The following is a 20,452-nucleotide window of genomic DNA, read 5'->3' on the forward strand; positions in this document are numbered from 1 at the left end:
CGCAAATTTACCTGCTAATAATCCGTTCTAATCACTGCCTAAAGATCGCAGGAGATAAAGATGGAAAAGCACGGAGCTGAATTGCTTTTACAGCGGATGTTAGAAAATACCACCGCTACTTTCAGGGAAGGGCAATGGGAAGCCATAGATGCAGTGGTTAATCAGCGGCGAAAACTGCTGGTTGTACAGCGCACCGGCTGGGGGAAAAGTGCCGTGTACTTCATCGCCAGTAAAATCTTCCGCGATCGCGGCGCTGGCACGACAATTATCATCTCTCCTTTGCTTGCCCTGATGCGTAACCAGGTTGCCGCCGCTGAACGGTTAGGTATTACGGCTGAAACGTTGAATTCTACAAACAGAGAAGAATGGCAGCGCATTAGCGATAAGTTGCTGCAAGGTGAGGTCGATTGCTTGCTGGTTTCCCCGGAACGTTTGGCAAACCAGGACTTTATCGAAACGGTTTTATATCCTATAGCCGATCGTATTGGCTTGCTTGTGGTCGACGAGGCGCACTGCATCTCTGATTGGGGCCACGATTTTCGCCCGGATTACCGACGTATATTAGATATTTTGCGCCAACTGCCTGCGAATACCCCTGTTCTGGGTACAACCGCGACAGCGAATAACCGTGTTGTTGAGGATATCCGTCAGCAATTGGGTGACATTGTGATTCAGCGTGGAACGCTGGCTCGCGAAAGTTTGGCGCTTGATGCCTTAGTCTTAGGAGAACAGTCATCCCGTCTGGCATGGTTAGCAACGGTTATCCCTCAGTTTTCCAAATCGGGAATTGTTTATACCCTGACGACTCGCGATGCTGAACTTGTCGCCGAGTGGTTAAGGAAAAATGGTATCAGTGCATTTGCTTACTACAGCGGCGTGACTTGTGAAGGCGCGGAAGATTCTAATACTGCCAGGGAATATCTGGAGCAGGCACTGCTGGCAAATAAAATCAAAGTGCTGGTCGCGACGACGGCATTAGGTATGGGGTTTGATAAACCTGATTTAGGTTTCGTCATTCATTATCAGATGCCGGGGTCTATTGTCGGTTACTACCAACAGGTGGGGCGTGCCGGGCGTGCTATAGATTCCGCAGTTGGCATATTGCTTTGTGGTGGTGAAGACCGCGCTATTCATCAATTCTTCCGTGAAAGCGCCTTTCCTGCGGAGGCGCAAATTCATGAAATACTCAACGTACTTAGCGAGAATGACGGTCTTACCCTACGAGGCATTGAACAACGGACGAATCTTCGTTATGGGCAAATAGAAAAAGCACTGAAATTATTGGTAGCGGAAAATCCATCGCCTGTGGTGTATACCGAGAAATTATGGCGCAGAACTATCGTCAGTTTTTCTCCTGATCATAAACGAATTAACCATTTGATGAATCAGAGAAAAAGTGAACTGGCAGACGTTGAAAGCTATATCACGACCAAGGAGTGCAAAATGCAATTTCTGCGCCGTGCACTCGATGAGCCAAGTGCCGAACGTTGTGGTAAATGTAGCAGTTGTCTTCAGCATCCGTTATTGTCGCCCGACATTGATAGCGGCTTACTCCATGCGGCAAATTTATTTATTAAACACGCTGACCTGCCGTTAAATCTCAATAAACAGGTGGCAGCTGGGGCTTTTACGCAATACGGATTTAAAGGGAACTTGCCTGCGGGTTTACAAGGATCTACGGGGCGAATCCTTTCTCGTTGGGGAGATTCCGGGTGGGGAAAGCAGGTAGCACAGGAGAAAAAAACGGGGCGCTTAAGTGATGAGCTGGTAGAAGCATGTGCGGAAATGGTTCGCCAACGCTGGAATCCGCATCCTGAACCAACCTGGGTATGCTGCGTTCCTTCATTAAGGCACCTCGACCTGGTTCCTGATTTTGCCCGGCGACTGGCGGCGAAACTTGGCTTACCTTTTATTGATGCCATTGAAAAAGTCGTGGACAATCCACCGCAGAAAATGCAGCAAAACCGTTTTCACCAGTGTCAAAATCTCGACGGGGCGTTTGTGATTACCCCTCCTTTGATGCCAGGTCCGGCGTTGCTGGTTGATGATATCGTGGATTCTGCATGGACGCTGACAGTTCTGACAGCACTGTTACGCCAGGCAGGTTGCCCGACGGTTTATCCTCTTGCCCTTGCTTCTACCTCGGTAAAAAATTGATGAATCTTTCAGCCAATGCACAAGCAACTCTCCTGCTAACCAGCGATTTTTCTCGCGCGGCGGCGAGTGAGTATAAACCTCTTAGTAATAGTGAATGGGGGAAGTTTGCATTATGGCTGAAGCACCAACGTATCAGTCCCGCCGATCTTCTGGTGCCGCAACCGCAAGAGAAACTTACAGGCTGGAGCGATCCGCGTATTTCTCAGGAGCGTATTCTTGGCTTGCTGGCGCGTGGTCATAGTCTGGCGTTGGCGGTAGATAAGTGGCAACGCGCCGGTTTATGGATCTTAACCCGCGGAGATGCCGATTATCCCGTTCGCTTGAAAAACCGATTGCGAACGGATGCACCTCCCGTTTTATTTGGCTGCGGGAATAAAGCATTACTGCAAGCGGAAGGTATGGCGATTGTTGGCTCGCGAGATGCTCCGACTGCCGATTTGCGCTATACCCAACAACTGGCAGCGAAACTGGCCCAACAGGGGATTTGCGTTATCTCTGGTGGTGCGCGAGGTATTGATGAATGTGCAATGGCGTCGGCACTGGAGGCCGGGGGAACTGCCGTTGGCGTATTAGCTGATAGCTTGTTAAAAACGAGTACGTTAGTGAAATGGCGTGAAGGGCTTATAGCAGGCAACCTGGTGTTGATTTCACCGTTTTACCCAGAGGTACGTTTCACCGTCGGCAATGCAATGGCGCGGAATAAATATATTTATTGCCTTGCTGAAAGCGCAATGGTTGTACGTGCGGGAATGACCGGTGGAACGATAACCGGAGCGATGGAGGCGTTAAAACATCAGTGGCTGCCTGTTCTGGTTAAACCAAATCAGGATGTGCAATCAGCCAATTCACGATTAGTAGAAAATGGGGCGTCATGGAGTGCTGAACAGGCTGAGAATGTGACGATCAGACTGCCAGACGTTCCTGGGCTGATGTATGACAAAGCACTCCGTAACGCTCAACCAGAACTGTTTTCGCTGCATGAAGATGACGCAAATTACGCAGTAATGCCCGCGCATACGCCTGTCGATTTTTATCAACTCTTTGTGGCGGAACTGGCGATCCTTGCAAAGGAATCGATAAGTATTGAAAGGCTGGCGTCTTGTACTGGTTTAACCATCGAACAAATTAGTGTGTGGCTGAACCGCGCAGAAGAAGAGGGAAGGGTTATTCGATTGGGCGAAGGTCATTATCAGTTCAGGTAATAAAACAGGTGCCGCGTCTGGTTGTGTGCAGCACCTGTTTGAACCTTACCCCTTCATCCACATTCGAATGCCGTCGAGGAACATCTGAGTTGCCATCATCACCAGAATCAATCCCATCAGGCGTTCAAGTGCATTCACCCCTTTCTCGCCCAGCAGACGTAAAAATAGCGAAGACTGTAGCAGGATAACAAAGGTGCCGCCCCAGGCCAGTAGCAGAGCAATCACCAGATGTCCCATCTGATTCGGGTACTGATGAGACAACAACATCAGCGTGGCGAGAATAGTCGGCCCGGCGACTAACGGAATTGCCAACGGCACGATAAACGGCTCTTCACCTGCCGGAAGCCCGCTGCTATTTCCTGAAGCGCTGGGGAAAATCATCTTAATGGCGATCAGAAACAGAATGATGCCGCCAGAAATGGAGACGGTTTCTGCTCGCAGGCTGAGAAATGCCAGAATTTTCTCACCCGCAAACAGGAACACCAGCATCACCAGGAGAGCAATAAGCAACTCCCGCACCATGATTGCCCGCCGTCTTTTCGGTTCAGTATGTTTCAGTACGGACATGAAAATAGGTAGGTTTCCGAGCGGATCCATAATCAGGATCAATAAAACTGCTGCAGAAATGATTTCATTCATAACTCAAATTCCCTGATAATTGCCGCGGACTTTCTGCGTGCTAACAAAGCAGGATAAGTCGCATTACTGATGGCTTCGCTATCATTGATTAATTTCACTTGCGACTTTGGCTGCTTTTTGTATGGTGAAAGATGTGCCAGGAGGAGACCGGCACATTTATACAGCACACATCTTTGCAGGAAAAAACGCTTATGAAAAATGTTGGTTTTATCGGCTGGCGCGGTATGGTCGGCTCCGTTCTCATGCAACGCATGGTTGAAGAGCGCGACTTCGACGCCATTCGCCCTGTCTTCTTTTCTACTTCTCAGCTTGGTCAGGCTGCGCCGTCTTTTGGCGGAACCACTGGCACACTTCAGGATGCCTTTGATCTGGAGGCGCTAAAGGCCCTCGATATCATTGTGACCTGTCAGGGCGGCGATTATACCAACGAAATCTATCCAAAGCTTCGTGAAAGCGGATGGCAAGGTTACTGGATTGACGCAGCATCATCTCTGCGCATGAAAGATGACGCCATCATCATTCTTGACCCCGTCAATCAGGACGTCATTACCGACGGATTAAATAATGGCATCAGGACTTTTGTTGGCGGTAACTGTACCGTAAGCCTGATGTTGATGTCGTTGGGTGGTTTATTCGCCAATGATCTTGTTGATTGGGTGTCCGTTGCAACCTACCAGGCCGCTTCCGGCGGTGGTGCGCGACATATGCGTGAGTTATTAACCCAGATGGGCCATCTGTATGGCCATGTGGCAGATGAACTCGCGACCCCGTCCTCTGCTATTCTCGATATCGAACGCAAAGTCACAACCTTAACCCGTAGCGGTGAGCTGCCGGTAGATAACTTTGGCGTGCCGCTGGCGGGTAGCCTGATTCCGTGGATCGACAAACAGCTTGATAACGGTCAGAGCCGCGAAGAGTGGAAAGGGCAGGCGGAAACCAACAAGATCCTCAACACATCTTCCGTAATTCCGGTAGATGGTTTATGTGTGCGTGTCGGGGCATTGCGCTGCCACAGCCAGGCATTCACTATTAAATTGAAAAAAGATGTGTCTATTCCGACCGTGGAAGAACTGCTGGCTGCGCACAATCCGTGGGCGAAAGTTGTTCCAAACGATCGGGAAATCACTATGCGTGAGCTAACCCCAGCTGCCGTTACCGGCACGCTGACCACGCCGGTAGGCCGTCTGCGTAAGCTGAATATGGGACCGGAGTTCCTGTCAGCCTTTACCGTGGGCGACCAGCTGCTGTGGGGGGCCGCGGAGCCGCTACGTCGGATGCTTCGTCAACTGGCGTAATCTTTATTCATTAAATCTGGGGCGCGATGCCGCCCCTGCTAGTGCGTAATACAGGAGTAAGCGCAGATGTTTCATGATTTACCGGGAGTTAAATAGAGCATTGGCTATTCTTTAAGGGTGGCGGAATACACGAGTATTCACAGCCTTACCTGAAGTGAGGACGACGCAGAGAGGATGCACAGAGTGCTGCGCCGTTCAGGTCAAAAAAATGTCACAGCCAGAAGTCAAAAATTCAGTTGGATGGGGTGACACAATAAAACAGGAAGACAAGCATGTCCGATCGTATCGATAGAGACGTGATTAACGCGCTAATTGCAGGCCATTTTGCGGATCCTTTTTCCGTACTGGGGATGCATAAAACCACCGCGGGACTGGAAGTCCGTGCCCTTTTACCCGACGCTACCGATGTGTGGGTGATTGAACCGAAAACCGGGCGCAAACTCGCAAAACTGGAGTGTCTCGACTCACGGGGATTCTTTAGCGGTGTCATTCCGCGACGTAAGAATTTTTTCCGCTATCAACTGGCTGTTGTCTGGCATGGTCAGCAAAACCTGATTGATGATCCTTACCGTTTTGGCCCGCTAATCCAGGAAATGGATGCCTGGCTATTATCTGAAGGTACTCACCTGCGTCCGTATGAAACCTTAGGCGCGCATGCAGATACTATGGATGGCGTCACAGGTACGCGTTTTTCTGTCTGGGCTCCAAACGCCCGTCGGGTCTCGGTGGTTGGGCAATTCAACTACTGGGACGGTCGCCGTCATCCGATGCGCCTGCGTAAAGAGAGCGGCATCTGGGAACTGTTTATCCCTGGGGCGCATAACGGTCAGCTCTATAAATACGAGATGATTGATGCCAATGGCAACTTGCGTCTGAAGTCCGACCCTTATGCCTTCGAAGCGCAAATGCGCCCGGAAACCGCGTCTCTTATTTGCGGGCTGCCGGAAAAGGTTGTGCAGACTGAAGAGCGCAAAAAAGCGAATCAGTTTGATGCGCCAATCTCTATTTATGAAGTTCACCTGGGCTCCTGGCGTCGCCACACCGACAACAATTTCTGGTTAAGCTACCGCGAGCTGGCCGATCAACTTGTGCCTTATGCTAAATGGATGGGCTTTACCCATCTCGAGCTACTGCCCATTAACGAGCATCCGTTCGATGGCAGTTGGGGTTATCAGCCAACCGGCCTGTATGCACCGACCCGCCGTTTTGGTACCCGCGACGACTTCCGTTATTTCATTGATGCCGCACACGCAGCTGGTCTGAACGTGATTCTCGACTGGGTGCCAGGCCACTTCCCGACCGATGACTTTGCGCTTGCCGAATTTGATGGCACGAACTTGTATGAACACAGCGATCCGCGCGAAGGCTATCATCAGGACTGGAACACGCTGATCTACAACTATGGTCGCCGTGAAGTCAGTAACTTCCTTGTCGGTAACGCACTTTACTGGATTGAACGTTTTGGTATTGATGCGCTGCGCGTCGATGCGGTGGCGTCAATGATTTATCGCGACTACAGCCGTAAAGAGGGGGAGTGGATCCCGAACGAATTTGGCGGTCGCGAGAATCTTGAAGCGATTGAATTCTTGCGTAATACCAACCGTATTCTTGGTGAGCAGGTTTCCGGTGCAGTGACAATGGCGGAGGAGTCTACCGATTTCCCTGGCGTTTCTCGTCCGCAGGACATGGGCGGTCTGGGCTTCTGGTACAAGTGGAACCTCGGCTGGATGCATGACACCCTGGACTACATGAAGCTCGACCCAGTTTATCGTCAGTATCATCACGATAAACTGACCTTCGGGATGCTCTACAACTACACTGAAAACTTCGTCCTGCCGTTGTCGCATGATGAAGTGGTCCACGGTAAAAAATCGATTCTCGACCGGATGCCGGGCGACGCATGGCAGAAATTCGCTAACCTGCGCGCCTACTACGGCTGGATGTGGGCATTCCCGGGCAAGAAATTGCTGTTCATGGGGAACGAATTTGCCCAGGGCCGCGAGTGGAACCATGACGCCAGCCTCGACTGGCATCTGTTGGAAGGCGGCGATAACTGGCACCACGGTGTCCAGCGTCTGGTGCGCGATCTGAACCTCACCTACCGCCACCATAAAGCAATGCATGAACTGGATTTTGACCCGTACGGTTTTGAATGGCTGGTGGTGGATGACAAAGAACACTCGGTGCTGATCTTTGTGCGTCGCGATAAAGAGGGTAACGAAATCATCGTTGCCAGTAACTTTACACCGGTGCCGCGTCATGATTATCGCTTCGGTATTAACCAGCCGGGTAAATGGCGTGAAATCCTCAATACCGATTCCATGCACTATCACGGCAGTAATGCCGGCAATGGCGGCACGGTACACAGCGATGAGATTGCCAGCCACGGTCGTCAGCATTCACTAAGCCTGACACTACCACCGCTGGCCACTATCTGGCTGGTTCGGGAGGCAGAATGACACAACTCGCCATTGGCAAACCCGCACCCCTCGGCGCGCATTACGACGGTCAGGGCGTCAACTTCACACTTTTCTCCGCTCATGCCGAGCGGGTAGAACTGTGTATCTTTGACGCCAATGGCCAGGAACATCGCTATGACTTGCCAGGGCACAGTGGCGACATTTGGCACGGTTATCTGCCGGATGCGCGTCCGGGTTTGCGTTATGGTTATCGCGTTCATGGCCCCTGGCAACCCGCCGAGGGGCATCGCTTTAACCCGGCGAAGTTGTTGATTGATCCTTGCGCGCGGCAAATTGACGGGGAGTTTAAAGATAACCCGCTGCTGCACGCCGGTCATAATGAACCTGACTATCGCGACAACGCCGCCATTGCGCCGAAATGCGTAGTGGTGGTTGATCACTATGACTGGGAGGATGATGCCCCGCCGCGCACGCCGTGGGGCAGCACCATCATTTATGAAGCCCATGTCAAAGGATTAACGTACCTGCACCCGGAGATCCCGGTCGAGATCCGTGGCACTTATAAAGCCCTGGGGCATCCGGTGATGATCAACTATTTGAAACAGTTGGGCATTACCGCGCTGGAACTGCTGCCGGTGGCGCAGTTTGCCAGTGAACCACGTCTGCAACGCATGGGGCTAAGTAACTACTGGGGTTACAACCCGGTGGCGATGTTTGCGCTGCATCCGGCGTATGCCTGCTCCCCAGAAACGGCGCTGCATGAGTTTCGCGATGCAATCAAAGCACTGCATAAAGCGGGTATCGAAGTCATTCTTGATATCGTGCTCAACCATAGCGCGGAACTGGACCTCGACGGCCCGTTATTCTCTCTGCGTGGGATCGACAACCGTAGCTATTATTGGATAAGAGAAGACGGCGATTATCACAACTGGACCGGTTGCGGCAATACGCTCAATTTGAGTCATCCGGCGGTGGTGGATTATGCCTGCGCCTGCCTGCGTTATTGGGTAGAAACCTGCCACGTCGATGGTTTCCGCTTTGATCTGGCGGCAGTCATGGGCCGTACGCCAGAGTTCCGTCAGGATGCGCCGTTGTTTACCGCTATCCAGAACTGCCCCGTGCTCTCACAGGTGAAGTTAATTGCTGAACCGTGGGATATTGCTCCTGGTGGTTATCAGGTGGGAAATTTCCCGCCGCTGTTTGCCGAGTGGAACGATCATTTCCGCGATGCTGCCCGTCGTTTCTGGCTGCATTATGATTTGCCTCTGGGGGCGTTTGCCGGGCGTTTTGCTGCCTCCAGCGATGTTTTTAAACGTAATGGTCGTCTGCCGAGTGCCGCGATTAATCTCGTCACCGCGCATGACGGTTTTACGCTTCGCGACTGCGTTTGCTTCAACCATAAACACAATGAAGCAAACGGAGAAGAAAATCGCGACGGGACCAACAACAATTACAGTAACAATCATGGTAAAGAAGGGTTAGGCGGTACTCTTGATCTGGTTGAACGGCGGCGCGACAGCATTCACGCCCTGTTAACAACGTTGTTGCTCTCCCAGGGTACGCCGATGTTACTGGCCGGTGACGAACATGGTCACAGCCAGCATGGCAATAACAATGCCTACTGTCAGGATAACCAATTAACCTGGTTGGACTGGTCGCAGGCAAGCAGTGGTTTAACCGCATTTACCGCCGCGTTAATCCATCTGCGCAAGCGCATTCCCGCTTTGATGGAGAATCGCTGGTGGGAAGAAGGCGACGGCAATGTCCGTTGGCTAAATCGATATGCTCAACCTTTAAGCACGGATGAGTGGCAAAACGGGCCGAAACAGCTGCAAATTCTGCTCTCGGATCGCTTTTTGATCGCAATTAACGCCACGCTTGAGGTAACAGAGATTGTTTTACCTGCTGGGGAGTGGCACGCCATTCCCCCATTCGCTGGAGAGGATAACCCAGTGATTACGGCTGTCTGGCAGGGACCTGCACACGGATTGTGTGTGTTCCAGAGATGATAAAAAAGGAGTTAGTCATGGTTAGTTTAGAGAAGAACGATCACTTAATGTTGGCGCGCCAGCTGCCATTGAAATCTGTTGCCCTGATACTGGCGGGAGGACGTGGTACCCGCCTGAAGGATTTAACCAATAAGCGAGCAAAACCGGCCGTACACTTCGGCGGTAAGTTCCGCATTATCGACTTTGCGCTGTCTAACTGCATCAACTCCGGGATCCGTCGTATGGGCGTGATCACCCAGTACCAGTCCCACACTCTGGTGCAGCACATTCAGCGCGGCTGGTCATTCTTCAATGAAGAAATGAACGAGTTTGTCGATCTGCTGCCAGCACAGCAGAGAATGAAAGGGGAAAACTGGTATCGCGGCACCGCAGATGCAGTTACCCAAAACCTCGACATTATCCGCCGTTATAAAGCGGAATACGTGGTGATCCTGGCGGGCGACCATATCTACAAGCAAGACTACTCGCGTATGCTTATCGACCACGTCGAAAAAGGCGCACGTTGCACCGTTGCTTGTATGCCAGTACCGATTGAAGAAGCCTCCGCGTTTGGCGTTATGGCGGTTGATGAGAACGATAAAATTATCGAATTCGTTGAAAAACCAGCTAACCCGCCGTCAATGCCGAACGATCCGAGCAAATCTCTGGCGAGTATGGGTATTTACGTCTTTGACGCCGACTATCTGTATGAACTGCTGGAAGAAGACGATCGCGATGAGAACTCCAGCCACGACTTTGGCAAAGATTTGATTCCCAAGATCACCGAAGCCGGTCTGGCCTATGCGCACCCGTTCCCGCTCTCTTGCGTACAATCCGACCCGGATGCCGAGCCGTACTGGCGCGATGTGGGTACGCTGGAAGCTTACTGGAAAGCGAACCTCGATCTGGCCTCTGTGGTGCCGGAACTGGATATGTACGATCGCAATTGGCCAATTCGCACCTACAATGAATCATTACCGCCAGCGAAATTCGTGCAGGATCGCTCCGGTAGCCACGGGATGACCCTTAACTCACTGGTATCCGGCGGTTGTGTGATCTCCGGTTCGGTGGTGGTGCAGTCCGTTCTGTTCTCGCGCGTTCGCGTGAATTCATTCTGCAACATTGATTCCGCCGTATTGTTACCGGAAGTATGGGTAGGTCGCTCGTGCCGTCTGCGCCGCTGCGTCATCGATCGTGCTTGTGTTATCCCGGAAGGCATGGTGATTGGTGAAAACGCAGAGGAAGATGCACGTCGTTTCTATCGTTCAGAAGAAGGCATCGTGCTGGTAACGCGCGAAATGCTACGGAAGTTAGGGCATAAACAGGAGCGATAATGCAGGTTTTACATGTATGTTCAGAGATGTTCCCGCTGCTTAAAACCGGCGGTCTGGCTGATGTTATTGGGGCATTACCCGCAGCACAAATCGCAGACGGCGTTGACGCTCGCGTACTGTTGCCTGCATTTCCCGATATTCGCCGTGGCGTGACCGATGCGCAGGTAGTATCCCGTCGTGATACCTTCGCCGGACATATCACGCTGTTGTTCGGTCATTACAACGGGGTTGGCATTTACCTGATTGACGCGCCGCATCTCTATGATCGTCCGGGAAGCCCGTATCACGATACCAACTTATTTGCCTATACCGACAACGTGTTGCGTTTTGCGCTGCTGGGGTGGGTTGGGGCAGAAATGGCCAGCGGGCTTGACCCATTCTGGCGTCCTGATGTGGTGCATGCGCACGACTGGCATGCAGGCCTTGCGCCTGCGTATCTGGCGGCGCGCGGGCGTCCGGCGAAGTCGGTGTTTACTGTGCACAACCTGGCCTATCAAGGCATGTTTTATGCACATCACATGAATGACATCCAATTGCCATGGTCATTCTTTAATATTCATGGGCTGGAATTCAACGGACAAATCTCTTTTCTGAAGGCCGGTCTGTACTATGCCGATCACATTACGGCAGTCAGCCCAACCTACGCTCGCGAGATCACCGAACCGCAGTTTGCCTACGGTATGGAAGGTCTGTTGCAACAGCGTCACCGTGAAGGGCGTCTTTCCGGCGTACTGAACGGCGTGGACGAGAAAATCTGGAGTCCAGAGACGGACTTACTGTTGGCCTCGCGTTACACCCGCGATACGTTGGAAGATAAAGCGGAAAATAAGCGCCAGTTACAAATCGCAATGGGGCTTAAGGTTGACGATAAAGTGCCGCTTTTTGCAGTGGTGAGCCGTCTGACCAGCCAGAAAGGTCTCGACCTGGTGCTGGAAGCCTTACCGGGCCTTCTGGAGCAGGGCGGGCAGCTGGCGCTACTCGGCGCGGGCGATCCGGTGCTGCAGGAAGGTTTCCTTGCGGCGGCAGCGGAATACCCCGGCCAGGTGGGCGTTCAGATTGGCTATCACGAAGCATTTTCGCATCGCATTATGGGCGGCGCGGACGTCATTCTGGTGCCCAGCCGTTTTGAACCGTGCGGCTTAACGCAACTTTATGGATTGAAGTACGGTACGCTGCCGTTAGTGCGGCGCACCGGTGGGCTTGCTGATACGGTTTCTGACTGTTCTCTTGAGAACCTTGCAGATGGCGTCGCCAGTGGGTTTGTCTTTGAAGATAGTAATGCCTGGTCGCTGTTACGGGCTATTCGACGTGCTTTTGTACTGTGGTCCCGTCCTTCACTGTGGCGGTTTGTGCAACGTCAGGCTATGGCAATGGATTTTAGCTGGCAGGTCGCGGCGAAGTCGTACCGTGAGCTTTACTATCGCTTGAAATAGTTTTCAGGAAACGCCTATATGAATGCTCCGTTTACATATTCATCGCCCACGCTTAGCGTAGAAGCTCTTAAGCACTCTATCGCTTACAAGCTGATGTTTACGATTGGAAAGGACCCGGTCGTCGCCAATAAACATGAATGGCTGAACGCAACGTTATTTGCTGTGCGCGATCGTCTCGTGGAGCGCTGGTTACGTTCAAACCGTGCCCAGTTGTCGCAAGAAACTCGTCAGGTTTACTACCTGTCGATGGAGTTTTTGATTGGCCGTACGCTTTCCAACGCCATGTTGTCGCTAGGAATTTACGAAGATGTACAGGGCGCACTGGAAGCGATGGGGTTAAATCTCGAAGAGCTGATTGATGAAGAAAATGACCCAGGCCTCGGTAACGGTGGCCTGGGACGTCTGGCGGCTTGCTTCCTTGATTCTCTGGCGACGTTAGGGTTGCCGGGGCGCGGTTACGGCATCCGCTATGACTACGGTATGTTCAAGCAGAACATCGTTAACGGTAGCCAGAAAGAGTCGCCTGACTACTGGCTGGAATACGGTAACCCGTGGGAATTCAAACGCCACAACACGCGCTATAAAGTCCGTTTTGGCGGTCGCATTCAGCAGGAAGGTAAAAAAACGCGCTGGATTGAAACCGAAGAGATTCTGGGAGTAGCTTACGATCAGATAATCCCAGGTTACGACACCGACGCGACCAACACGTTGCGTTTGTGGAGTGCCCAAGCCAGTAGCGAAATTAACCTCGGTAAATTCAACCAGGGCGACTACTTCGCGGCAGTGGAAGATAAAAACCACTCCGAGAACGTATCTCGCGTATTGTATCCGGACGACTCCACCTACTCCGGGCGTGAGCTGCGACTGCGTCAGGAATACTTCCTGGTTTCCTCGACCATTCAGGACATTTTAAGCCGCCATTATCAGTTGCATAAAACCTACGATAACCTGGCGGATAAAATTGCGATTCACCTCAACGATACCCATCCGGTGCTGTCGATTCCTGAGATGATGCGTCTGCTGATCGATGAGCACCAATTTAGCTGGGACGACGCGTTTGAAGTGTGTTGTCAGGTCTTCTCCTACACCAACCACACGCTGATGAGCGAGGCGCTGGAAACCTGGCCAGTCGATATGCTGGGTAAAATTCTGCCGCGTCACCTGCAGATCATCTTTGAAATCAACGACTATTTCCTGAAAACATTGCAGGAACAGTATCCGAACGATACCGATCTGCTGGGACGGGCGTCGATCATCGATGAATCCAACGGTCGTCGTGTGCGTATGGCCTGGCTGGCGGTTGTGGTGAGCCACAAAGTTAACGGTGTATCGGAGCTGCACTCTAACCTGATGGTGCAATCGCTATTTGCCGACTTTGCGAAAATCTTCCCGGGTCGTTTCACCAACGTCACCAACGGTGTGACGCCGCGTCGCTGGCTGGCGGTAGCGAACCCATCGCTTTCAGCCGTGTTGGACGAACACCTGGGCCGCAACTGGCGCACCGACCTTAGCCTGCTTAATGATCTGCAACAACACTGTGATTTCCCAATGGTTAATCACGCGGTGCATCAGGCGAAGCTGGAGAACAAAAAGCGTCTGGCGGAGTATATCGCCCAGCAGCTGAATGTGGTGGTAAATCCGAAAGCGCTGTTCGATGTGCAAATCAAACGTATTCACGAATACAAACGTCAATTGATGAATGTGTTGCACGTGATCACCCGCTATAACCGCATCAAGGCCGACCCGGATGCGAAGTGGGTACCGCGCGTGAATATTTTTGGCGGTAAGGCGGCTTCGGCCTATTACATGGCGAAGCACATTATTCATTTGATCAATGACGTAGCGAAAGTGATCAACAACGATCCGCAGATTGGCGACAAGCTGAAAGTCGTGTTCATCCCGAACTACAGCGTTAGCCTGGCGCAGTTGATCATTCCGGCGGCCGATCTGTCTGAACAGATTTCACTGGCGGGGACGGAAGCTTCCGGCACCAGTAACATGAAGTTTGCGCTTAACGGCGCGCTGACCATCGGTACGCTGGACGGTGCGAATGTCGAGATGCTGGATCATGTCGGTGCTGACAATATCTTTATTTTTGGTAACACAGCGGAAGAAGTGGAAGAACTGCGTCGTCAGGGCTACAAACCGCGTGAATACTACGAGAAAGATGAGGAGCTGCATCAGGTGCTGACGCAAATCGGCAGCGGTGTATTCAGTCCGGAAGATCCGGGTCGCTATCGCGATCTGGTCGATTCGCTGATCAACTTCGGCGATCACTACCAGGTACTGGCGGATTATCGCAGCTATGTCGATTGTCAGGATAAAGTCGACGAACTCTACGAGCGTCAGGAAGAGTGGACCGCAAAAGCGATGCTGAACATTGCCAATATGGGCTACTTCTCTTCTGACCGTACGATCAAAGAGTACGCCGATCATATCTGGCATATTGATCCGGTGAGATTGTAAGTTCGCTAAAAAACAGAACGGGGCCAAAAGGTCCCGTTTTTTTTCGCCTTTATTTAGGAAAAGTGTCCAGAGGGGGCGAGGGTTATCGGGGAGTATAATTTCGCCATTCAGCAAGAATGGAAAGAATAATGCAAAACGGAAAATGGATTTTGACCTCGCTGGTAATGACTTTTTTTGGCATCCCCATACTGGCGCAATTTTTGGCAGCGGTTGTTGCCATGCTGGGGGCCGGGCTTGCCGCTATTCTTGAGGTTTGCAATTTACTCTTTACGCCAACAATTTATCTTCTACTCAACGTCTTTATGCTGACGCTGGAGGCGATAATCATATTTTTCTCTGGTCGCGTGTGGGCTGGTGATAGCGCACCAGAAAAAAGAGAAATAGCCGCCTGGCGACAATGCTTTTTTCTCTTACCCGCGCTATTAACCCTGGTTGGCTGGATAATCGCGCTACATCTGGCAGATTATCAATTTCGCCAGATGGGAGCCGGTTGGTTGGCAAACCTTATGCTTCCCTGGTTGGGCGTTTTTACAGTCTCATTCGTCGGTGGTGAGTACTGGTGGATAGTCATTATTCCCGTTGGCGCGCATATCAGTTTTTCACTGGGATACGGCTGGCCGACCAGACACCCTTTAACCGGCACCTCCGGTCTACGTTGCCGTAATTTACTTCTGTTCATTCTTCTCTTACTGGGTATTGTCGCTGGTTATCAGGCTTATTTATATAAACAGCTTAATCCCGGCGTCGGTGTGCGTGAAAATATTGATACCTGGGCCTGGCGACCCGATAAACTTAATAATCAACTGACGCCACTGCGTGGTAAACCACAAATTCAATTTACGCAAAACTGGCCGCGACTCGATGGCGCTACGGCGGCGTACCCCATTTATGCCTCTGCATTTTATGCATTAAGTGTAATACCAGAGGATTTTCACGTTTGGGATTATCTGGATAACTCTCGTACGCAAGAAGCATATAACAAAATCGTTAACGGTGATGCCGATATTATTTTCGTGGCGCAACCTTCCGATGGGCAAAAAAAACGCGCTGAGAAATCGGGCGTCACTTTGCTGTACACGCCATTTGCCCGTGAAGCGTTTGTTTTCATCGTCAATGCGGATAATCCGGTTAATTCCCTGACTGAACAACAAGTGCGTGACATTTTTAGTGGCGCAATTACCAACTGGCGCACGGTTGGCGGTAACGATCAGGAGATCCAGACCTGGCAACGCCCGGAAGACTCTGGCAGCCAGACAGTGATGCAATCGCAGGTCATGAAAAATGTCCGCATGATCTCGCCGCAGGAAACCGAAGTGGCAAGCATGATGGAGGGAATGATTAAAGTCGTTGCCGAATACCGTAATACAAACAACGCAATAGGCTACACCTTCCGCTATTACGCAACACAAATGAATGCCGATAAAAATATAAAACTGCTAGCGATTAACGGTATTGCACCGACTGCAGAAAATATTCGTAACGGCAAATATCCGTATATCATCGATGCCTTTATGGTAACGCGGGAAAATACTACGTCAGAAACACAAAAACTGGTCGAATGGTTTTTAACGCCGCAGGGACAGAGTCTGGTGGAAGATGTGGGCTATGTGCCGCTGTATCCAACAATGAAATAACGCTCGAGAGAAAGGAATCAGCGCAATGAATAAATTCACCTGTGTTTTACTATTAGGTACGGCGCTACTGGCGGGATGTGTCGACCGGGAAGGGTACTATAACAGCGTCAGGGAAGAAGACAGCCATGGACTGACGTCTCTGCGGGGGCAACCTGAATTACGTTACAACGATGATTGGTCAAGATGGCCGAGAGTGTACGGCGCTACAGCCTTATACCCGCTGTATGCCTCCGCGTATTATGAATTAGTACCCGAGCCAAAAGATAAGGATCGAACCTCGCTGGCCTGGCAGGCGTATGGTTTGCAACAAACCCGAACAGCTGAAGCCTACGATAGTCTGATTAAGGGTACCGCGACGGTTATTTTTGTTGCACAACCGTCGGAAGGACAGAAAAAACGTGCAGAAGAAGCAGGTGTTAAACTCAAATATACCGCTTTCGCCCGCGAAGCCTTTGTCTTTATCGTTGATATCAAAAACCCGGTTAATTCACTTAGCGAACAGCAGGTCAAAGACATTTTTAGCGGTAAAGTGAGTCGCTGGAATAAAGTGGGCGGCGGTGACGAAGGTATAAAAATCTGGCAGCGGCCAGAAGATTCTGGAAGCCAAACGGTTATGAAGGGACTGGTTATGCAAGATACTCCAATGCTGCCAGCCAAAAAATCCACTGTTATCGATCTTATGGGCGGTTTAATTACCGAAGTCGCCGACTACCAAAATACACCATCTTCTATTGGATACACCTTCCACTATTACGTCACACGTATGAATGACAATATGCTCAAAATGCGCAAACAGATCAAACTGCTGGCTATAAATGGCGTTGCACCTACAGAGGAAAATATCCGTAACGGCACTTATCCGTACATAATTCATGCTTATATGGTGACGCACGAAAACCCTACGCTGGAAACGCAGAAATTCGTCGACTGGTTTTTAAGCCCGCAGGGACAGCAATTGGTAGAGGATGTGGGCTATGTGCCGATTTATGACGCATCATCCGAATCATCAGGACAATAAAGATGAATAAAATCAGACTTTATATTCCTCCGTTAATTCTTGGTTTTGTTATTGTGCCGTTGTTGGTGTGGCCGACGGTGGTTGCTCTGGCTGCTTGTGTTATCACGCTGAGTTTTATGGGAGAAATACTGTTCTCTATCCCGCTCATGTTCAGGCGTATTTCACTTCTGGAATTCCAACTTGGGTTATTGGCTGAATATGCACTTTTTTTCTGTGCCATGTGTTGCGTTGGTTGGCAATTTTCTTGCAGAACTCAATCTGAACTGAAAAACAGACTCCATTGTTGGTTGGTATTTGCACCAGTTTATTTCTGGTTGCTCCTGTGGAATATCATTTTCTATGTCGCGCCAGCGCAAATTGCTTTGCTGGAAAATATGCGCAATTTCTTTCTGACCATTGTCTGGTTACCCCTGAATTTTTTTCAATTTGGGTCTCAGCCGTGGACTGACTTTATCGGTCCGATAAGCGCCCAGCTTGGTTTTGCATTGGGATATTATTGCCAGTGGCGTAGCAAAAATAGAAGTCAGAGGAAGAAGTGGGGCGAGTGGGTAATGTGTCTGAGTTTTGTTACGTTGGGTATGATTGCGTGGGCTTTGCGGTAATTCCTTGAATCAAAAAGTAGGTCAGATTGTTGACGAAGTGCGCTTTGTTTATGCCGGATGCTGCGTGAACGCCTTATTTTGTCTACAAAATCATGCAAATTCAATATATTGCATAAACCACGTAGGCCTGATAAGCGTAGCGCATCAGGCAGTTTTTTTGTTTATCATCAGTCTCAGGTCAGATTGAAATCTGACCTGGCCACCTTACGTTAATTTACGACGCCAGCGACAACTTCTGCTGCGTATACTCCACCAGCCACTGACTCACACGAGATTGTTGATCCGCATTCAGCCACATGCCTTGTTTTGTGCGACGCCACAGGGCATCGTCGGCGCGACGGACCCATTCGTGATCCACCAGGTATTTCAGTTCCGCTTCGTAGAACTCATGACCGAAATCCTCCCCGAGGTCGCTTATCGCCCCCGCATTGCCGAGCAGCAGTTCGCTGTTGCTGCCGTAAGTGCGCGCGTAGTGACGTGCCAGCGATTCAGTCAGGAACGGGTAACGGCGGCGCAGGCGAGCGGCATAATCGTCGCGGTCGCCTTCAATGGCACCACCCGGCAGCACGCTCTCTTTCGTCCACGCCGGGCCAATACCCTGATAATACGGCGTTAGTTTTTCCAGCGCATGTTCCGCCAGTTTGCGGTAGGTGGTCAGCTTACCGCCGAATACCGACAGCAGCGGTGCTTTGCCGTTTTCGTCATGGATATCAAGGGTGTAATCACGGGTAATTGCCTGCGGCGAGTCGGACTCATCATCACACAGCGGACGCACGCCGGAGTAAGTCCAGACGATATCGTCACGGCTTAGCTGTTTTTTAAAGTGCGTGTTATACACTTTCAGCAGGTAATTGATTTCACTCTCTTCAATCTTCACTGCTTTCGGATCACCTTTGTATTCCACATCGGTGGTGCCGATGATGGAAAACTCGTCCATCCACGGGATCACGAACACAATACGTTTATCTTCGTTTTGCAGAATGTAGGCTTGCTTCTGGGTATGCACGCGTGGCACCACAATATGGCTGCCTTTGATCAGGCGAATGCCATAAGGTGAAGGCAGATGCATCCCGTCGTCGAAAAATTGTTTCACCCACGGGCCGGTGGCGTTCACCAGGCCGCGCGCCTGCCAGGTGTATTTTTTGCCGGTATCGATATCTTCTGCTTCCACAATCCACAGGCCGTTTTCGCGGCGAGCAGACGTGGCACGAGTACGAGTAAGCACTTCACCGCCTTTACGTACCACCATCTGGGCGTTGGCGAGTACCAGACGGGCGTCGTCTACCCAACAGTCAGAATATTCGAATCCGCGCTTAATTTCCGGTTTTAACACTGAGTTTGCGCCAAAACGCAAACCGGTTGATCCCGGCAGGCTGGTGCGTTTACCCAGATGATCGTACATAAACAGACCAATGCGAATCATCCACGCCGGGCGCAGATGCGGACGATGTGGCAGGCGAAAACGCATCGGGAAGGCGATATGCGGAGCCATTTTCAGCAACACTTCACGTTCAGCCAGCGCCTCGCTGACCAGGCGGAATTCATAGTGCTCAAGGTAGCGCAGGCCACCGTGAATGAGTTTTGAACTGGCGGAAGAGGTCGCGCAAGCGAGATCCTGCGCCTCCAGCATCAGCACGGATAAACCGCGTCCAGCGGCGTCTGCCGCGATACCAGCACCATTGATGCCGCCACCTATCACAATCAGATCTTTGGTTTCCATGCTGCCCTCATTCACTTTCGTTAAAGTTCATAAATGTTCGTTATCGAACATATTAGCAAAGAATTGCGCTTTGGGTAACATTGAAAAAACATTTTAGAGTGATATGTATAACATTATGGCGTTTATCTGCCGCTTCGACGTAAACTGTGCGGTAAATTTGCCCACTTGTTTGTAAAGAAAGAGAGACGCATGGATCAGTTCGAATGTATTAACGTTGCCGACGCGCACCAGAAGTTGCAGGAAAAAGAGGCGGTGCTGGTCGATATTCGCGATCCACAGAGTTTCGCAATGGGGCATGCGGCGCAGGCTTTCCATTTAACCAACGACACATTGAGCGCGTTTATGCGTGATAACGACTTCGATACGCCAGTCATGGTGATGTGTTACCACGGTAATAGCAGCAAAGGCGCGGCGCAGTATCTGCTGCAACAGGGCTACGATGTGGTCTACAGCATTGATGGCGGCTTTGAAGCCTGGCAGCGCCAGTTTCCCGCAGAGGTGGCGTACGGCGCATAACGCTTTATACTGTCCCCTTTTGTGTGGA

General features: G+C 51.0%; 14 protein-coding genes. 12 read left to right on the forward strand and 2 right to left on the reverse strand.

The window, feature by feature from the left end:
* Positions 1 to 60: 60 nt before the first annotated feature.
* A complete protein-coding gene (locus ACJHX7_RS18035; protein WP_094030133.1) occupies positions 61 to 2,157 on the forward strand; it encodes a RecQ family ATP-dependent DNA helicase in 2,097 nt (698 codons plus the stop codon).
* Positions 2,064 to 3,359: a DNA-processing protein DprA gene (locus tag ACJHX7_RS18040; RefSeq protein WP_122992251.1), complete on the forward strand. Its 1,296-nt coding sequence runs from the start codon at positions 2,064 to 2,066 to the stop codon at positions 3,357 to 3,359. The genes ACJHX7_RS18035 and ACJHX7_RS18040 overlap by 94 nt, the downstream gene beginning before the upstream one ends.
* A 45-nt stretch (positions 3,360 to 3,404) precedes the next feature.
* Here the strand turns inward: ACJHX7_RS18040 and yhgN are convergent, their stop codons facing one another.
* Positions 3,405 to 3,998: an NAAT family transporter YhgN gene (gene yhgN / locus ACJHX7_RS18045; RefSeq protein ID WP_001002544.1), complete on the reverse strand. Its 594-nt coding sequence runs from the start codon at positions 3,996 to 3,998 to the stop codon at positions 3,405 to 3,407.
* A 191-nt stretch (positions 3,999 to 4,189) separates the two neighbouring features.
* Here yhgN and asd point away from each other — a divergent pair, with 191 nt between their 5' ends.
* The 9 genes from asd to ACJHX7_RS18090 all read left to right on the forward strand — a co-directional run bounded on the left by asd (position 4,190) and on the right by ACJHX7_RS18090 (position 18,188).
* Positions 4,190 to 5,293: an aspartate-semialdehyde dehydrogenase gene (gene asd, locus ACJHX7_RS18050; protein ID WP_000799956.1), complete on the forward strand. Its 1,104-nt coding sequence runs from the start codon at positions 4,190 to 4,192 to the stop codon at positions 5,291 to 5,293.
* A 272-nt stretch (positions 5,294 to 5,565) separates the two neighbouring features.
* Positions 5,566 to 7,752, forward strand: coding sequence for a 1,4-alpha-glucan branching enzyme (gene glgB, locus ACJHX7_RS18055; RefSeq protein WP_094030135.1), 2,187 nt, complete (start codon positions 5,566 to 5,568; stop codon positions 7,750 to 7,752).
* Entirely contained in the window at positions 7,749 to 9,722 is a 1,974-nt protein-coding gene (gene glgX / locus ACJHX7_RS18060) for a glycogen debranching protein GlgX (RefSeq protein ID WP_022646220.1), read from the forward strand. The genes glgB and glgX overlap by 4 nt, the downstream gene beginning before the upstream one ends.
* A gap of 17 nt (positions 9,723 to 9,739) precedes the next feature.
* Complete coding sequence (glgC, locus tag ACJHX7_RS18065) at positions 9,740 to 11,035, forward strand: glucose-1-phosphate adenylyltransferase (RefSeq protein WP_000253975.1); 1,296 nt, start codon at positions 9,740 to 9,742, stop codon at positions 11,033 to 11,035.
* Positions 11,035 to 12,468, forward strand: coding sequence for a glycogen synthase GlgA (gene glgA / locus ACJHX7_RS18070; RefSeq protein ID WP_001197646.1), 1,434 nt, complete (start codon positions 11,035 to 11,037; stop codon positions 12,466 to 12,468). Before glgC ends, glgA begins: the two co-directional genes overlap by 1 nt.
* Positions 12,469 to 12,486: 18 nt before the next feature.
* Entirely contained in the window at positions 12,487 to 14,934 is a 2,448-nt protein-coding gene (gene glgP, locus ACJHX7_RS18075) for a glycogen phosphorylase (protein ID WP_000993444.1), read from the forward strand.
* 125 nt (positions 14,935 to 15,059) lie between these two features.
* The gene (locus ACJHX7_RS18080; protein ID WP_122992253.1) at positions 15,060 to 16,568 is read left to right on the forward strand and encodes a PstS family phosphate ABC transporter substrate-binding protein; all 1,509 of its coding nucleotides are present in this window, start codon (positions 15,060 to 15,062) and stop codon (positions 16,566 to 16,568) included.
* Positions 16,569 to 16,593: 25 nt separating this feature from the next.
* A complete protein-coding gene (locus ACJHX7_RS18085; protein ID WP_001032207.1) occupies positions 16,594 to 17,586 on the forward strand; it encodes a PstS family phosphate ABC transporter substrate-binding protein in 993 nt (330 codons plus the stop codon).
* A 2-nt stretch (positions 17,587 to 17,588) separates the two neighbouring features.
* Positions 17,589 to 18,188 (forward strand): hypothetical protein, encoded by a 600-nt coding sequence (locus tag ACJHX7_RS18090; RefSeq protein WP_094030137.1) that lies wholly within the window; start codon positions 17,589 to 17,591, stop codon positions 18,186 to 18,188.
* A gap of 214 nt (positions 18,189 to 18,402) precedes the next feature.
* On the opposite strand, the gene glpD is transcribed toward ACJHX7_RS18090, so the two are convergent.
* Positions 18,403 to 19,908: a glycerol-3-phosphate dehydrogenase gene (glpD, locus tag ACJHX7_RS18095; RefSeq protein ID WP_000448165.1), complete on the reverse strand. Its 1,506-nt coding sequence runs from the start codon at positions 19,906 to 19,908 to the stop codon at positions 18,403 to 18,405.
* Between the two features lie 189 nt (positions 19,909 to 20,097).
* On the opposite strand from glpD, the gene glpE reads away from it, so the two are divergent.
* Positions 20,098 to 20,424: a thiosulfate sulfurtransferase GlpE gene (gene glpE, locus ACJHX7_RS18100; protein WP_410231672.1), complete on the forward strand. Its 327-nt coding sequence runs from the start codon at positions 20,098 to 20,100 to the stop codon at positions 20,422 to 20,424.
* The last annotated feature ends 28 nt before the right edge of the window (positions 20,425 to 20,452 follow it).

This window comes from Escherichia sp. WS1451 (assembly GCF_046487365.1).
In the GTDB taxonomy this organism is placed as follows: domain Bacteria; phylum Pseudomonadota; class Gammaproteobacteria; order Enterobacterales; family Enterobacteriaceae; genus Escherichia; species Escherichia coli.

Excerpts from the sequence above, each read along its gene's own strand:
- glgB (WP_094030135.1), top strand. The coding sequence starts at position 5,566 with ATGTCCGATCGTATCGATAGAGACGTGATTAACGCGCTAATTGCAGGC.
- glgC (WP_000253975.1), top strand. The coding sequence starts at position 9,740 with ATGGTTAGTTTAGAGAAGAACGATCACTTAATGTTGGCGCGCCAGCTG.
- ACJHX7_RS18040 (WP_122992251.1), top strand. The coding sequence starts at position 2,064 with ATGGACGCTGACAGTTCTGACAGCACTGTTACGCCAGGCAGGTTGCCC.
- glgP (WP_000993444.1), top strand. The coding sequence starts at position 12,487 with ATGAATGCTCCGTTTACATATTCATCGCCCACGCTTAGCGTAGAAGCT.
- glpD (WP_000448165.1), bottom strand. The coding sequence starts at position 19,908 with ATGGAAACCAAAGATCTGATTGTGATAGGTGGCGGCATCAATGGTGCT.
- glgA (WP_001197646.1), top strand. The coding sequence starts at position 11,035 with ATGCAGGTTTTACATGTATGTTCAGAGATGTTCCCGCTGCTTAAAACC.
- ACJHX7_RS18090 (WP_094030137.1), top strand. The coding sequence starts at position 17,589 with ATGAATAAAATCAGACTTTATATTCCTCCGTTAATTCTTGGTTTTGTT.
- asd (WP_000799956.1), top strand. The coding sequence starts at position 4,190 with ATGAAAAATGTTGGTTTTATCGGCTGGCGCGGTATGGTCGGCTCCGTT.
- yhgN (WP_001002544.1), bottom strand. The coding sequence starts at position 3,998 with ATGAATGAAATCATTTCTGCAGCAGTTTTATTGATCCTGATTATGGAT.
- glgX (WP_022646220.1), top strand. The coding sequence starts at position 7,749 with ATGACACAACTCGCCATTGGCAAACCCGCACCCCTCGGCGCGCATTAC.
- glpE (WP_410231672.1), top strand. The coding sequence starts at position 20,098 with ATGGATCAGTTCGAATGTATTAACGTTGCCGACGCGCACCAGAAGTTG.
- ACJHX7_RS18035 (WP_094030133.1), top strand. The coding sequence starts at position 61 with ATGGAAAAGCACGGAGCTGAATTGCTTTTACAGCGGATGTTAGAAAAT.
- ACJHX7_RS18085 (WP_001032207.1), top strand. The coding sequence starts at position 16,594 with ATGAATAAATTCACCTGTGTTTTACTATTAGGTACGGCGCTACTGGCG.